Origin of the sequence: Candidatus Accumulibacter sp. ACC005 (assembly GCF_907163215.1) — a bacterium.
GTDB classification, from domain to species: Bacteria; Pseudomonadota; Gammaproteobacteria; order Burkholderiales; family Rhodocyclaceae; genus Accumulibacter; species Accumulibacter regalis.
In genome coordinates, this window is record NZ_CAJQUB010000006.1 from 378,295 (window position 1) to 392,427 (window position 14,133).

Annotated in this window: 15 protein-coding genes; 12 read left to right on the forward strand and 3 right to left on the reverse strand. The window is 64.7% G+C overall.

Annotation, left to right across the window (positions count from 1 at the left end):
- Positions 1–18: 18 nt before the first annotated feature.
- Positions 19–717, reverse strand: a complete 699-nt coding sequence (locus QZ613_RS08800) for an aspartate/glutamate racemase family protein (RefSeq protein ID WP_291864102.1) — start codon at positions 715–717, stop codon at positions 19–21.
- A 273-nt stretch (positions 718–990) separates the two neighbouring features.
- Between QZ613_RS08800 and QZ613_RS08805 the strand changes: the two genes are divergently transcribed.
- From QZ613_RS08805 to QZ613_RS08815, 3 genes are all read left to right on the forward strand, one after another.
- Positions 991–1,572 (forward strand): SCO family protein, encoded by a 582-nt coding sequence (locus QZ613_RS08805; protein ID WP_291864100.1) that lies wholly within the window; start codon positions 991–993, stop codon positions 1,570–1,572.
- Positions 1,573–1,590: 18 nt separating this feature from the next.
- The gene (locus QZ613_RS08810) at positions 1,591–2,019 is read left to right on the forward strand and encodes a DUF1318 domain-containing protein (protein WP_043564529.1); all 429 of its coding nucleotides are present in this window, start codon (positions 1,591–1,593) and stop codon (positions 2,017–2,019) included.
- A 191-nt stretch (positions 2,020–2,210) separates the two neighbouring features.
- The gene (locus QZ613_RS08815) at positions 2,211–2,660 is read left to right on the forward strand and encodes a copper chaperone PCu(A)C (RefSeq protein ID WP_043564528.1); all 450 of its coding nucleotides are present in this window, start codon (positions 2,211–2,213) and stop codon (positions 2,658–2,660) included.
- A 22-nt stretch (positions 2,661–2,682) separates the two neighbouring features.
- On the opposite strand, the gene QZ613_RS08820 is transcribed toward QZ613_RS08815, so the two are convergent.
- A complete protein-coding gene (locus QZ613_RS08820) occupies positions 2,683–3,675 on the reverse strand; it encodes a COX15/CtaA family protein (RefSeq protein ID WP_291864097.1) in 993 nt (330 codons plus the stop codon).
- Positions 3,624–4,673, reverse strand: coding sequence for a heme A synthase (locus QZ613_RS08825; RefSeq protein WP_043564524.1), 1,050 nt, complete (start codon positions 4,671–4,673; stop codon positions 3,624–3,626). The genes QZ613_RS08820 and QZ613_RS08825 overlap by 52 nt, the downstream gene beginning before the upstream one ends.
- A gap of 294 nt (positions 4,674–4,967) precedes the next feature.
- On the opposite strand from QZ613_RS08825, the gene QZ613_RS08830 reads away from it, so the two are divergent.
- The 9 genes from QZ613_RS08830 (at position 4,968) to QZ613_RS08870 (ending at position 14,109) form a co-directional block, all read left to right on the forward strand.
- Positions 4,968–5,117 (forward strand): hypothetical protein, encoded by a 150-nt coding sequence (locus tag QZ613_RS08830; RefSeq protein ID WP_291864094.1) that lies wholly within the window; start codon positions 4,968–4,970, stop codon positions 5,115–5,117.
- 30 nt (positions 5,118–5,147) lie between these two features.
- Positions 5,148–5,687, forward strand: coding sequence for a cytochrome c oxidase subunit II (locus QZ613_RS08835; protein WP_043564523.1), 540 nt, complete (start codon positions 5,148–5,150; stop codon positions 5,685–5,687).
- Between the two features lie 14 nt (positions 5,688–5,701).
- Positions 5,702–7,396: a cbb3-type cytochrome c oxidase subunit I gene (locus QZ613_RS08840; protein WP_291903503.1), complete on the forward strand. Its 1,695-nt coding sequence runs from the start codon at positions 5,702–5,704 to the stop codon at positions 7,394–7,396.
- 156 nt (positions 7,397–7,552) lie between these two features.
- On the forward strand, positions 7,553–8,449 hold the full coding sequence (gene cyoE, locus QZ613_RS08845) for a heme o synthase (RefSeq protein ID WP_043564521.1): 897 nt from the start codon (positions 7,553–7,555) through the stop codon (positions 8,447–8,449).
- A 44-nt stretch (positions 8,450–8,493) separates the two neighbouring features.
- The gene (locus tag QZ613_RS08850) at positions 8,494–9,378 is read left to right on the forward strand and encodes an SCO family protein (protein WP_291864090.1); all 885 of its coding nucleotides are present in this window, start codon (positions 8,494–8,496) and stop codon (positions 9,376–9,378) included.
- Entirely contained in the window at positions 9,375–9,839 is a 465-nt protein-coding gene (locus tag QZ613_RS08855; RefSeq protein WP_043564519.1) for a tRNA (cytidine(34)-2'-O)-methyltransferase, read from the forward strand. Before QZ613_RS08850 ends, QZ613_RS08855 begins: the two co-directional genes overlap by 4 nt.
- Positions 9,840–10,026: 187 nt before the next feature.
- The gene (locus QZ613_RS08860) at positions 10,027–11,598 is read left to right on the forward strand and encodes a hydrogenase iron-sulfur subunit (RefSeq protein WP_291864088.1); all 1,572 of its coding nucleotides are present in this window, start codon (positions 10,027–10,029) and stop codon (positions 11,596–11,598) included.
- Positions 11,591–12,088, forward strand: a complete 498-nt coding sequence (locus tag QZ613_RS08865; RefSeq protein WP_043564518.1) for a hypothetical protein — start codon at positions 11,591–11,593, stop codon at positions 12,086–12,088. Before QZ613_RS08860 ends, QZ613_RS08865 begins: the two co-directional genes overlap by 8 nt.
- A 101-nt stretch (positions 12,089–12,189) precedes the next feature.
- Positions 12,190–14,109 (forward strand): FAD-binding oxidoreductase, encoded by a 1,920-nt coding sequence (locus QZ613_RS08870; RefSeq protein ID WP_043564516.1) that lies wholly within the window; start codon positions 12,190–12,192, stop codon positions 14,107–14,109.
- The last annotated feature ends 24 nt before the right edge of the window (positions 14,110–14,133 follow it).

Here is a 14,133-nt window from a genome sequence, read left to right on the forward strand (position 1 = left end):
CGGCCGCACGGCCCCGAGTCAGCTGTCGGCGAGCGCGCGTTCGGCTGCCGCCCGGGCATGGATTCGCGTCGTGTCGAAAAGCGGAACGGCGGCGTCGCCGGCAGTGATGAGCAGCGAGATTTCGGTGCACCCGAGGACCACTGCCTGCGCGCCGCTGGCCACCAGCCCCCCGATGATGCGCCGGTACTCGGCACGCGACGAGGGACGCAGCTGACCGACGCAAAGCTCCTCGTAGATCACGCGATGGACGATTTCACGGTCGGCCGCGGCGGGAACCACGACGTCGATCCCCCGTCGGCGCTGCAGCCGTTCACGATAGAAGGTCTGTTCCATCGTGAAGCGCGTGCCGAGCAGGCCGACCCGGGAAAAACCGGCGCCGTCGATTTCGTCGCCCGTCGCGTCGGCGATATGCAGCAAGGGCAGCGCGACGGCGGCGTCGATCGCCGACGCGACACGGTGCATGGTATTGGTGCACAAGACCAGGAAGTCGGCCCCACCCGCGGCGAGCGAACGCGCGGCTTGCGCCATCTGCTCGCCCGCCGCGTTCCAGTCACCGCGGCGCTGGAGGTCCTCCAGCGGCTGGAAATCGACGCTGTGGAGCAGCAGCCGCGCCGAATGCAGGCCGCCGAGTCGCGCCTGCACGGTTTCATTGATGATGCGGTAATAGGGAATCGTCGACTGCCAGCTCATGCCACCGATCAGACCAATCGTTTTCACGCCAAGCCCTCCTGCCTCGCCATCCAGCCTTGCTCTCCACTGCGCGCGCCCGGCCCCTGGCCATCGTCGTCGCCAAGGCCGCCATCAGCCAGCCGACTGGCCGCCCGTGCCGGCGGCTCCGCGGCCTGGCGGAAGATATCCGGTATCCTTGGGTGATCGCTGCAGAATGACCGACAATGGTTAACCTGAATCAAGGCGCCCGGGCTGCGCAGCCAGGAGAATACCGCCCTCCTCGTTGTGCGCAGCAGACTTTCGCAACCCGCAAAGACGACCATGAAAATCCTTTCGACGCTGATCCTGTCCATCACCCTGCTGCTCGCGGCGTGTTCGCAACCGGTTTCCTTCAAGTCCAGCGACATCACCGGCGTCGATTGGGGAAAGACCCTGAGCCTGACCGACCACAACGGCAAGCCGCGCCAGCTGGCTGATTTCAAGGGCAAGGCGATCGTCCTCTTCTTCGGTTACACGCAGTGTCCCGACGTCTGCCCGACGACGCTGCTGGCCATGCGTGACGTGCTCAAGCGCCTCGGCGACGACGCCAGCCGCGTGCAGGTCCTTTTCGTCACCCTCGATCCGCAGCGGGACAGCGCGCAACTGCTGTCCGGTTACGTCACCGCTTTCGATCCGGGCTTCATCGGCCTGCGTGGCGACGACGCCGCCACTGCCGCCGCCGCCAAGGAGTTCAAGGTCTTCTACGCCAAGCAGGCCGGCAGCGCGCCAGACACCTACGCCATGGACCACAGTACCGGCAGCTACGTGTTTGACCCGCAGGGCAGGCTACGCCTTCTGGTCCGCCACGGAGAACCCGCCGACAGCGTCGCCGCCGACATCAAGCTGCTGCTCGCTGGCAAATGATCCTTCAGGAACCCTGATATGAAACGCTTCTTCCCGCTGCTGCTCCTGGCCTTCCTTTCGCTGCCGCTTTCTGCAGCGCCGCCGAGTGACGAGATCAATCTCGATATCGGCACCCCGCCGGTGATCATCGTCAAGCATAGCCTGGCGCAGCGCAGCTCGCGCCTGGTCTATTTTTACGACCCCGGGATCATCGGCCTGGGTTACGACGGCATGATCAAGATGCGTGACGACAGCAGGCTCAACCTGCCGCAACGCCAGATCGCCGGAAAACTCATCGACCAGGAAAACCCGGACCGCAATTCGCTGATCTACGCGATTGCCGAAGGCCACGGCGGCCAGCAGTTCGAGCCAGCCGTTCGCGCGGCGCAGATCAAGCGCTGGAAAGCGCAGTTTCACTCCGGCTGGTGGATCGAGGATGCCCAGGGCAACTGGAGCCAGAAGCCCTGACCCCTGCGCCGGCAGGGGCGCGGCCCGTGCTGCGGCGTGTGCCGCGAAGTGCGACGTCTGCGCCGTCTGCGCCGTCTGCGCCGTCTGCGGCATCTTGTCGCACCGGGCGACGCGGGCCCGCCGTTTATAATCGGCGGCTTTTGACGATCATGAAGGAGTACGGCTTGAAAGCGACACGAACCCCACTGGCGATGGCCCTCCTGTTCAGCCTGGCCACGACGGCAGCGCTGGCCGCCGATGTCGAGGTCAGGGATGCCTGGGTGCGCGGGACGGTGACCGGCCAGCAGGCGACCGGCGCTTTCCTGGAAATCACCAGCAAGTCGGGCGCAGCGCTCGTCGGCGCCACCAGCCCGGCCGCCGCAATCAGTGAAATCCACGAAATGAAGATGGACGGCGGGGTCATGAAAATGCGCCCCGTCGCACGCCTTGAACTGCCGGCCGGGCAGCCGGTGCAGCTCGCCCCTGGCGGCTACCACGTGATGCTTATGAAGCTGAAGCAGCCGCTGAAGAAGGGTGATTCTGTGCCTCTGACGCTGCACATCGAGGGCCCCGACAAGACCATGCAGGCCGTCGAAGTACAGGCCGCCGTGCGCGACCTGACCGCCAGCGGGTCATCGGCCGGCGAGCACGGCAAACACTGAGCGTTGGCCCGCGTCGGGGAGGTCAGCGGCGCAGCAGGCTGGCGAGGGCGGCGAGCAGCGCAGCGGCACACACGCCATGCGCGATCGCCAGCCACAGACTGAAGCCGCTGATCACGGTCAGCGCCCCGAGCGCCAGCTGTACGGCCAGGAGCACCAGCAGCGCCACCGCCGCCTTGCGCGTCGCAGCGTCGGCGAGCGCCTGCCAGGCCGCGCTGCCGAGCAAGACCAGCGCGAGCAGCGCGCTCCAGCGATGCAGCAGATGCAGGCTCAGCCCCCCGGCCTCACCCGCCGGCGGCACGCCAGCCAGGCTCGCCAATGGCTGCACCGCCGCCCAGCCGGCCGCCGTCGGCCACCAGGCACCCGTACAGTCGGGGAACGAAGGGCAGGCCAGGACGGTGTAACGGGCGCCGACCAGTGCGCCGACGACAACCGTCGCCGACAGCGCGGCAGCGCCCAGACGCAGCGCCAGTCGCGGCGGGCGCGGGGAATGGGAAGACCGCTGCCCTGCAAACGACGTTGCCGGACTGCTCGCGAGCACCACTCGCCACGAACAGGTGACCAGGGCAAGACCGCCGAGGATATTCAGGAAGGTCACTGCCACCAGGCGCGGATCCGAACTCCACAAACCGAGCACGGCCAGCGCCAGCACCAGCAGGACCAGCACCCCCGCCGGACGTGCCGGCTCCGGCAGCGACGGACGGCGCCAGCACAGCCAGGCCAGATGGCAAGCCAGGAGCAGCGCCAGCGAGGCCGCAGCGCGATGCAGCAGACGCAGCGGGCCGAAAGTCTGCGCCGGCGGCTCGCCGCCCAGCAGCGCCGCGTAGCAGGCCGGCCAGTCGGCACAACCCAGGCCTGCCGCAGCAAGCCGCAGCCAGGCGCTGAGCAGCACCAGCAGCAGCGACAGCGCGGTCAGCAGACAGGCCGCCTGGCGGATTTTCCGCAGTCGCAAGCCCTGGCCGGCAATCAAACGCTGCGGCCCACCGCCGACGGCACGCGCAGTTCGTGATTCAACCATAGCAGCAGGCCGAGAACGACCATCGCCCCGCCCTGGTGTGCCGCGCCGAGACCGACCGGAACGGCGAGCAGCAAGGTCGAGATACCCAGTACGATCTGCACGAAGACGGCTGCCAGCACGAAGATTGCCGCCAGGCGAGCGCGGCGCGAAACCGCCGCCGCCCTGATCTTCCACCATAACCAGGGAACCAGAAAGGCCAGCAACCATGCGCCCAGGCGGTGATCGAACTGCACCAGCGCCATGTTGTTGAAGAAATTGAGATACCAGGGATCGATGATGAAGCTCTCGGGCGGCAGGAAATGCCCGTTCATCAGCGGAAAGCTGTTGTAGGCCTTGCCGGCCCGAATTCCGGCGACCAGGCCACCGCTGACGACCATGTAGCCAACCAGGATCGCCAGCCAGAAGGCGAAGCGCTGCAAACCCTTCAGCGTCGCATCCGCGGTCACGCGCACCCGCTCCTCGAGCAGGCCGAGCGCCAGCCACGTCATGGCGACGAAAATCAGGAAGGCCAGCGACAGGTGCGCCGTCAGGCGATAGTGACTGACGCGCGGATCGTCGATCAGGCCGCTCTTGACCATGTACCAGCCCATCGCCCCCTGCAGGCCACCAAGAACGAAGATCCCCAGCAGCTTGGGCATCAGCGGCGGAGCAATTTTTCGTCGCCAGCAGAAATAGACGAAAGGCAAGAGGAAGGCGACGCCGATCAGTCGCCCTAACACACGGTGCCAGTACTCCCAGAAGAAGATGCCCTTGAACTCGTCGAGCCCCATGCGGTGGTTGACCTTCTGGTACTCGGGCGTCTGCTTGTACTTCTCGAAGGTCTCGTCCCATTCGGCCTGATTGAGCGGCGGAACGATACCGACGATCGGCTTCCACTCGACGATCGAAAGACCGGAATGGGTCAGGCGGGTGACGCCGCCGACGACGAGAATTGCAAAGACCATGGCGCTGCAGACGAACAACCACAGCGCGACCTGCCGGCGAGCGACTTTATCCATACCGAAAACCCGGGAAAGAGAGGAAAGCGAAGCGCGAATTATAGGCTCTTTGCCGGCCCTCTTGAGTGCTCCCGGCGCTGCGACCGACGGTCGCAGCGCCATGCCTGCAGGGCTGATGATTGCTGGCTTTGCCGCCAGTCGGCGTCTTTCCGGGTTCTTGACGTGAATCAAATCAAAGGCGGGGCAAGTGCAGGTATTCTTCGCCCAATTGTGCCCGGAAAGCTCAAGAAATTTTTACGTTATCGGCAACTTACCAAGCGCCACAAGCGCCAATCAGCGATGGAGGATTCACCCATGGTCGACGACAAAGACGACGACATCCCGTTCATGCAGAAGCTGCTCGACAACCACTTCCTGCTCCTGTTTCTCGGTGTGGCGTCACCGGGGCTGCTCTACATCCTGTGGGGCATCATCGACATCATGAACACGCCGGTCGCCAAATAAGCCAGCCAGTCACCTCAGGGAGAAACAAATATGAGTGCAATTCTGCCGCCGTCAGATCGGCTCTGGTGGAAGCAACCCATCGACAAGGTCGAATGGGCGTGGATAGCGATCGCCTTCGTGTGGGGGATGATCATGTTCGGCATGATGATCTACTGGCACATATACGGTAAGCAGAACCTGTCCAACGAGGCCTACAAGACCACCCCCGAACTGTTCGCCGCCAAGGCCGAGAAGTTCATCGCCGAGAACACCATCCGCACCGAGACCGACCAGGACATCCCGGTGGTCAGGGTGCCACCGGGTGGCGACGGCTACCTGATCGCCCGCCTCTGGGCCTGGTACCCGATCCTCGAACTCGAGGAAGGTCAAACCTACAAGATTCACCTCTCGTCGATGGACTACAACCACGGCTTCTCGCTGCAACCGGTCAATATCAACATCCAGGTAATCCCCGGTTACGAGCACGTGGTGAAGATGACACCCACCAAGAAGGGCACCTATGCCATCGTCTGCAACGAATTCTGCGGCATCGGCCATTCCTGGATGCTCGGCCGTATCTACGTGAAATAAGGGGGAGTAAATAGATGGCAACCACGTACCGCACCTGTCCAATATCGGGAATGCAGTTTGAGGACCAGGCCGAGAAACTGATGCGCTGGAACGCCGTCGCCGGCGTCCTCTGGCTGCTCGTCGGCGGCATCACCGCCCTGCTGGTGATCCTTACCCGCTGGCCGGCGATCAAGCTGCTGCCAGCCGACCAGTTCTACCTGATTCTCACCGCCCACGGCATCGACATGCTGATCCTGTGGATCCTGTTCTTCGAAATGGCCGTTCTCTACTTCGCCTCATCGGTGCTGCTGAGGTGCCGAATAGCGACACCGAAGATCGCCTGGCTCGGCTTCTGGCTGATGGTCGTCGGCGGCATCATCACCAACGTCGCCATCTTCCAGGGTGAATCGAGCGTCATGTTCACCTCCTACGTGCCGATGCAGGCGCAGCCGCACTTCTACCTGGGCATCATCCTGGTGGCGGTTGGCGCGCTGCTCGGGACCTGCGTCTTCTTCGGCACGCTGGTCGTCGCCAAGAAGGACAAGACCTATGAGGGCTCGCTGCCGCTGGTGACCTTCGGCGCGCTGACCGCCGCGATCATCGCCACCTTCACCATCCTTTCCGGCGCCGGCATCCTGATCCCGACCTTCTTCTGGTCGATGGGCTGGATCAAGGAAATCGACGCCCAGCTGTACCGCATGGTCTGGTGGGGCCTGGGGCACTCGTCGCAGCAGATCAACGTTGCCGCGCACGTCTCGGTCTGGTACCTGACCGCCGCCGTGCTCTTCAACGCCAAGCCGCTGTCCGAGAAAGTCTCGCGCTTTGCCTTCCTGCTCTACATCCTCTTCCTGCAACTGGCCAGTGCGCACCACCTGCTGTCCGACCCGGGCATGAGTGCCGAGTGGAAAGTGCTGAACACCTCGTACTTCATGTACTTCGCGGTGATGGCGTCGATGATCCACGGCTTCACGGTCCCGGGCGCAATCGAAGCGGCGCAACGGCGCAGAGGTTTCACCAACGGCATGTTCGAATGGCTGCGCAAGGCGCCGTGGGGTAACCCGGTGTTCTCGGGCATGTTCATCTCGCTGGTCAGCTTCGGCTTCCTCGGCGGCATCTCCGGTGTCGTCCTCGGCACCGAGCAGATCAACATGCTGATGCACAACACCTTCTACGTCCCCGGCCACTTCCATACCACGGTGGTCAGCGGCACGACCCTGGCCTTCATGTCGATCACCTTCCTGCTCGTCCCGGTGCTCTTCCGGCGCGAACTGATCCTGCCCAAGCTGTGCCAGATCCAGCCCTACCTGTACGGCATCAGCATGGGCGTTCTCGGCCTGGTGATGATGGGCGCCGGTACGCTGGGCGTTTCCCGCCGGCACTGGGACATGGCCTTCTCGGGCGCACCGTTCCAGTATGAATGGCCGGGTGCTGCCTACCTGATGATGGGCCTGACCGGCATCTTCGGGGTCATCGCCGTCATCGGTGGTGGCCTGTGGATCCTGCTCATCGTCGGCTCGCTGCTCTTCGGCAAGAAACTCGACGGCGGCAATGTCTCCGACAAGCCGACCCCGATCCCGAGTAACACGCAAGCGGCCTCGGCCGTCGCGCACGGCAGCGACCACGTCCCGGTCCCCGGTACCGTCGTCCTGGCCTTGCTGCTCTTCGTGTCCTTCGTGCTCTACTACTTCGTCAACTGGAAGTACCTGTCCGAAGTCTGGCTGCTCAGCTGATCGAGCGCTCCCCCACGCCCCTGGGCGTGGGGGCCTGCCTCAATCGGGCCTGGGGAATGGCTCCAGGCCCGATTCAAGCAGGTCCGACGCCCGCCCCCGCGGGGCGATTTCCACGCTAACTCCCGACCTCTTCCCTTCGCCGCGCCACCGAGACTCATGCAATCCACGCTCCCACCGAACAGCACTTCCGGCTTTCCCTTCCGTGCCATTCTGGGCGTCTTCAAATTGCGTATCGGCGTGGTCATCACCTTTACCGCCCTGGCCGGCCTGGCGGTCGGCGCCGGGCCCAGCCTGAGCCCGCTGCAACTGCTGGTACTGACCCTTTCGGTACTCGTTTCATCGGCCAGCGCCGGCGCCTTCAACCAGTATTACGAACACGATAGCGACCACCTCATGGCGCGCACCAGCAAGCGTCCCTTCGTCACCGGCGAGCTGCGCCACGGGCCGCTCTGGCTGCTGCTGATCGGCGCGCTGATGGTCCTCTCGGTCGGCGCCGCCTGGATCGCGCTCAATGCCTGGTCGGCGCTCTTCGTCTTCCTCGGCGCGTTCTTCTACGCCATCGTCTATACCGTCTGGCTCAAGCGCCGCACCTGGCTGAACATCGTCTTCGGCGGCCTCGCCGGCAGCTGGGCGGTCCTTGCTGGCGCAACCGCCGCCGACCCCCACCTCGGCGCCGTGCCGCTGGCGCTGGCGCTGGTCCTCTTCCTGTGGACACCGCCGCACTTCTGGAGCCTGGCCATCGCCTTCCGCGACGACTACGCCGCCGCCGGCGTACCGATGCTGCCGGTGGTCGTCGGTGACCGGCGGGCCGCGCAGACGATCTTCTACAGCACCCTGGCACTGGTTGCCGCGTCCTTCGTACCGCTGGCTTTCGGCCTCGGCGTCGTTTACTTCGTCGGCGCTGCCACCGGTGGCTTCCTGTTCATCCACAAAGCGTGGCTGCTGACCCGCGACACCCAGCGCAAAACGGCGATGGTCTGTTTCCATGCCTCCCTGATCCAGTTGACACTGGTGCTGCTGGCCGCCATCGTGGACAGTCAATTCGCGTCCTGACGCTCGGACGCCCTGGCGTTCCGATCCACCGCTGGCATGCTCCGATGATTGCTCGTTGTTTTCACGCCCTCCTTGCGGCGCTTCTCTACCTTGCAGCCGCCTCGCTCATGGCCGCCGAAACGGATGCCGACAAGCCCAAGCTCACCGCTCGCCCACAGGGCGTGTTGCGCGGCGACCTGACGCTGACCGCGCTCGACGAGAAAGCCGCCTTCGCCTTCTCGCAAGCCGCCATCGGCCGACCGCTGGGCGACTTCGTTCTTCTCGATCGTGACGGAAAACCCGTCGAGTTGTCGCGTTATCTGGGCAAGCCGCTGCTGGTCAACTTCATCTACACCGCCTGTTTCCAGGTCTGCCCGACGACCACCCGCAACCTGCAGAAAGCGCTCGAGAACACGGTCAGCGTCATGGGTGCCGACCGCTTCAACGTCATCAGCATCGGCTTCAACCAGCCCTTCGACTCACCGGCGGCGTTGAAGGACTTTTCCCGGCAGTACGGCATCGACCTGCCGAACTGGAATTTTCTCAGCCCGGCTGCCGCGATCGTCGACCCACTGACGGCTCATTTCGGCTTCCGCTTCGTCGCCACCGCGGCCGGCTTCGACCACCTCAACCAGGTGACCATGGTCAACGCCCAAGGCACGATCGTCCGCCAGGTCTATGGCGAGAAATTCACCGCGGAAGACCTCGCCGAACCGCTCAAGCTGCTGATCACCGGTTCGGCCATCCCGCCCGAGATGGGGACCCTGCGCGAGATCATGGAACGGGTGCGCATCATCTGCTCGGTCTACGACCCGCAGACCGGGCGCTATCGCACCGACTACTCGCTGTACTTCATGTTCGCCGGCTTCCTCACCTTCACCGGCTTCATGATCTACCTGTCGATCAACTTCTGGAGAAACCGGCGGCGCGACGCGCCCAAGACGCCGTGACCGCCGTCGTCCTCTTCCGGCCCGAAATCCCGCCGAATACCGGCAACGTCATCCGTCTGTGCGCCAACACCGGTTGCGAACTGCACCTCGTCGAACCGCTCGGCTTCCGCTGGGAAGACCGCTCGCTGAAACGCGCCGGCCTCGATTATCACGAGTTCGCGCGCGTTTTCCGCCACCCCGACTGGGAAGCCTGCAAGCAGGCGCTGGCCGGGCGGCGGCGCTTCGCGATCACCACCCGCGGCGCACGGCGCTTCGACGACCCGGTGTTTGCCGCCGACGACGTCTTCGTCTTCGGCCAGGAAACCAGCGGCCTGCCGGCCGAGGTGATGGCCGAGTTTGCCGACGGGCAGCGCCTGCGCCTGCCGATGCTCGACGGGCAACGCAGCCTCAACCTCTCCAACGCGGTCGCGGTGATGGTCTTCGAGGCCTGGCGGCAACTGGGTTTCGCCGCGGGCGTCTAAGCCGCCAACGGCCGCGCCGGCAGCCTTCCCGGCCGGCAGACACCGACGGCAAGCGACGCGCTCCTGCCCGGTTGGCGTTGTGCGGGCTTGTTTTCGATTTGACTCGTGTCAAGTCGCCTCCTGCCCGCAATCTATATAATCAGCGGCTAATAATTATTCTCAACCAAGCTTCAGAGGCCCCAGCCACGTGAGCTTCCACGCAGCACTACGCAACGGCACGAAGAGCATTTTCCTGCGCGTGGAAGAAGCTTTCGATGCGCCCTTCGGCGGCCAGGACAACCCCCTGCGTCACCTTGGCGCGATGGGCCTCTATCTGCTCTGGATCGTCGTCGGCAGCGGTCTGTACCTGTACACCGTCCTCGACACCGGCATCGACGCCGTCTACAACTCGATCGGCTACCTCTCGCACGAGCAGTGGTACCTCGGCGGCGTCCTGCGCAGCCTGCATCGCTATGCTTCCGACGGTTTCATGCTGGTGATGATGCTGCACCTCGTTCGCGAGTGGTCGTATGGCCGCTATTACGGCTTCCGCCTCTATTCGTGGATGACCGGCATCCCGCTGATCTGGCTGGCGTATATCGCCGGAATCGGCGGCTACTGGATCGTCTGGGACCAGCTCGCACAGGTGTCGGCCACCGCGACCACCGAACTGCTCGACTGGCTGCCGATCTTCAGCGAACCGTCGGCGCGCAATTTCATTTCCCCGGGCGCGATCAACGACCGCTTCTTCACCGTCCTGATCTTCATCCATCTCGGTGTACCGCTGCTCCTGATCCTCGGCCTGTGGGCGCACGTTCATCGCGTCGCCCACCTCGATTACCTGCCGACCCGACGCGTCATGCTGGCCACGGCAGCGGCCTTGACGCTGCTCGCGCTGTTCCGGCCCGCGCTCAGCAACCCGCCGGCCGATCTGGCCATCGTTCCCGGCAAACTCGCTTTCGACTGGTTCATCCTCTTCATCCACCCGCTCACCGACCTGACCTCGCCAGCCCTCGTGTGGACCCTGCTTTTCGCGCTGACCGCGCTCCTCTTTGCCTTGCCGCTGCTGCCGCACGCCAAGGCGCAGCCGGTCGCCGTCGTCGACCCGGCCAACTGCACCGGCTGCGACCGCTGCCACGTCGACTGCCCCTACGCGGCGATCTCGATGGCGCCGCACCCGGACCGACCCGGCTACCAGCTCGCCGTCGTCGACGCCGACCTCTGCGCCAGCTGCGGCATCTGTGCCGGCTCGTGCCCGTCGTCGACCCCCTTCCGCCGCCGCGAGACGCTGATCACCGGCATCGACATGCCGCAACTGCCGGTCAACGCCCTGCGCCAGCAACTCGAACAGGCACTGGCACAACTCGCCGGGCGCACGCGCATCGTCGTCTTCTCCTGCGCACGCGGCGCCCGGGCTACCCCCCTGGGCGGAGCAGACACCGCGGTCATCGACCTGATATGCACCGGCATGCTGCCGCCGGCTTTCGTGGAATATGCGCTGCGTGGCGGCGCCGACGGGGTCTTGGTGACCGCCTGCCGCAGCGGCGGCTGCGATTTCCGCCTCGGCGAGAGGTGGACCGGCGAGCGCCTGCTCGGCGAGCGCGAACCGCATCTGCGCCACAGCGTGCCGGGCTCGCGACTGCAACTGTGGCTCGGCTCGGCGAGCGACAGCAGCACACTGGCCGCTGCGCTGGCCGAATTCCGAGCCCGGATCGAAACCCTCGGGGTTGCGAACGATCGACTTCCATCCTATTTGCGGAGAGCTTCACATCATGCTTAAACCCGCCGCCATCGTCGGCCAGGTGATTCTCTACGGCGCCTTTGCCGCCTTCATCGGCTACTTTGCCACCTCGCCGACCTACCACCAGATTCCCGACGACGTCGCCTTGATCAAGCTTTCGATCAGCCACCTCGGCGCCCGCGAATGCCGCAAACGGACACCCGAAGAGCTGGCAAAGATGCCGCCGAACATGCGCGCGCCGATGGACTGTCCGCGTGAGCGCTCGGACATCCAGCTCGAAGTCGACCTCGATGGCAAGGACGTTTTTCGCACCGTGCTGCACCCGACCGGCCTGTACAAGGACGGCGTGTCGACGGTCTACAAGCGCTTCGAGGTCAAGGCCGGCAGCCACCAATTGACGGTGCGCATGGACGACAACCTCGTCAAGCCCGGATTCGACTACGTCAAGGACGAGCCGATCACCCTCGCGCCGCGCCAGGTGATGGTCATCGACTTCAATCCCGACCAGGGCGGGCTGTTCTTCAAGTGATCGCCGCCGCTGCCCAGCCGCGCAGGCCGCGCCGACACCGGCGCCGCACGGCTGGCCAACGCGACACATACGCCTCATCAATCTTCTGAGCTGACATACAAATGGTCAAAATCATTCAACAGGTCATCCGCTGGCTGTTCATGCGTATCGAGAACGTGTTCAACGTCGCCTTCGGCGACAAGATGAACCCCTTCTACCACCTCGGCACGATCAGCTTCTGGCAATTCTGGTTGCTGCTCATCTCCGGTCTCTACCTCTACATCTTCGCCGACACCGGCGTCCACCACGCCTTCGATTCGGTGGAGAGCATCACCCACGACCAGTGGTGGCTGGGCGGCATCCTGCGCAGCGTGCACCGCTACGCCACCGACGGCATGATCCTGACCATGCTGCTGCACATGCTGCGCCACTTCGCCTACGACCGCTATCGCGGCTTCCGCTCGTTTTCCTGGCTCACCGGCGTCGCCCTCCTGTGGCTGATCTACGTCGCCGGCGTGAACGGCTTCATGCTCGTCTGGGACAAGCTGGCGCAGTTCGTCGTCATCGCCACCGCCGAGTGGTTCGACGTCCTGCCGATGTTCAACGGCACGCTGATCCGCAACTTCCTGACCCTGGAAAGTGTCAATAGCCGCCTGTTCACGCTCATCGCCTTCATGCACATCGGCGTCCCGCTGATCATTGCCATCATCATGTGGGTGCACGTGCAGCGCATCCCGCGCGCGCACATCAATCCGCCGCGCCCGATCGCCATCGCCGTGACGCTGATGTTCCTCGCCCTGTCGCTGGTCAAGCCGATCCTCAGCCAGGGCGGCGAAGCCGACATGTCGGTGGTGCCCACCGGCATCGCCTTCGACTGGTTCGAGCTGCCGGTGCTGGCGCTGGTCTACGTCACCGACCCGCTGCATCTCTGGTTCTGGGTGCTCGGCCTCACCGGCCTGCTCTTCCTCGTTCCCTGGCTGCCGCCGAAACGCCTCGGCTCGGCCAAGGCACTGACCTCGATCACCTTCCAGCCCGACGACAAGGCGGTCAGCGCGCGCTTTGGCGAAACCCTGCTCGACGCCGGCCTGCGCCAGGACATCAACCTGCCCTACGAATGCCGCAACGGCGGCTGTGGCGTCTGCAAATGCACCGTCCTGCAGGGCAAGGTCGACCCCGGCCTCTACCAGCCGAACGCGCTGTCCGACGCCGAGCTGGCGCAGGGCAAGGTATTGTCGTGCTGCGCCACCGCACTCGACGACGTGATCATCGAGTACCAGGCGAGCGCCGCCACCAGCCGCATCCCGGAATATACGGCCCGTGTGGTCCGGATGGAAAAGCTCACCCACGACGTGATGCGCGTCCTGCTCAAGCTGCCCGAAGGCCAGCAGATCCGCTTCAAGGCCGGCCAGTACGTGAACATCATCCTCGACGACGGCCAGCGGCGCGCCTTCTCCTTCGCCAATCCGCCGCACGAACCCGACTTCGTCGAGCTGCAAATCCGCCTGATGCCCGGCGGCAAGTTCACGACGCACGTCTTCGAGGCGATGAAGGTCGGTGACGAAGTCCGCTTCGAAGGCCCGATCGGCGACTTCAGCCTGCGCGAATCCGAGCGCCCGATCGTCTTTGTCGCCGGCGCCACCGGCTTCGCGCCGGTCAAGAGCATGGTCGAGGACGCCTTCCAGCGCGGCCTCAAGCGCCAGATCCACCTCTACTGGGGCGTCAAGACGCTGCAGGACCTCTACCTGCCCGAACTGCCGACGCGCTGGGCGCAGGAGCACGACAACTTCCACTTCATCCCGGTGCTCTCGGAGCCCGAGTCGGAAACCGCCTGGAGCGGCCGCACCGGCCTGGTCCACGAAGCCATCCTGGAGGACTTCCCCGAGCTCAAGGAACACGAGATCTACGCCTGCGGCTCGGTGCGCATGGTCGAAGCCATCTTCCCCTTCCTCAAGCAGCACGGAGCGGAAGACGGCGCGTGTTTCTCGGATGCCTTCAGTGTCTCGGCCAGGTCGATGGCGTTTCAACCCAGGCAGGGGTCGTAGAGCCGGCCTGGCTGCCCAGGGCAT

Excerpts from the sequence above, each read along its gene's own strand:
- QZ613_RS08805 (WP_291864100.1), top strand. The coding sequence starts at position 991 with ATGAAAATCCTTTCGACGCTGATCCTGTCCATCACCCTGCTGCTCGCG.
- QZ613_RS08810 (WP_043564529.1), top strand. The coding sequence starts at position 1,591 with ATGAAACGCTTCTTCCCGCTGCTGCTCCTGGCCTTCCTTTCGCTGCCG.
- QZ613_RS08815 (WP_043564528.1), top strand. The coding sequence starts at position 2,211 with ATGGCCCTCCTGTTCAGCCTGGCCACGACGGCAGCGCTGGCCGCCGAT.
- QZ613_RS08820 (WP_291864097.1), bottom strand. The coding sequence starts at position 3,675 with ATGGTTGAATCACGAACTGCGCGTGCCGTCGGCGGTGGGCCGCAGCGT.
- QZ613_RS08825 (WP_043564524.1), bottom strand. The coding sequence starts at position 4,673 with ATGGATAAAGTCGCTCGCCGGCAGGTCGCGCTGTGGTTGTTCGTCTGC.
- QZ613_RS08830 (WP_291864094.1), top strand. The coding sequence starts at position 4,968 with ATGGTCGACGACAAAGACGACGACATCCCGTTCATGCAGAAGCTGCTC.
- QZ613_RS08835 (WP_043564523.1), top strand. The coding sequence starts at position 5,148 with ATGAGTGCAATTCTGCCGCCGTCAGATCGGCTCTGGTGGAAGCAACCC.
- QZ613_RS08840 (WP_291903503.1), top strand. The coding sequence starts at position 5,702 with ATGGCAACCACGTACCGCACCTGTCCAATATCGGGAATGCAGTTTGAG.
- cyoE (WP_043564521.1), top strand. The coding sequence starts at position 7,553 with ATGCAATCCACGCTCCCACCGAACAGCACTTCCGGCTTTCCCTTCCGT.
- QZ613_RS08850 (WP_291864090.1), top strand. The coding sequence starts at position 8,494 with ATGATTGCTCGTTGTTTTCACGCCCTCCTTGCGGCGCTTCTCTACCTT.
- QZ613_RS08865 (WP_043564518.1), top strand. The coding sequence starts at position 11,591 with ATGCTTAAACCCGCCGCCATCGTCGGCCAGGTGATTCTCTACGGCGCC.
- QZ613_RS08870 (WP_043564516.1), top strand. The coding sequence starts at position 12,190 with ATGGTCAAAATCATTCAACAGGTCATCCGCTGGCTGTTCATGCGTATC.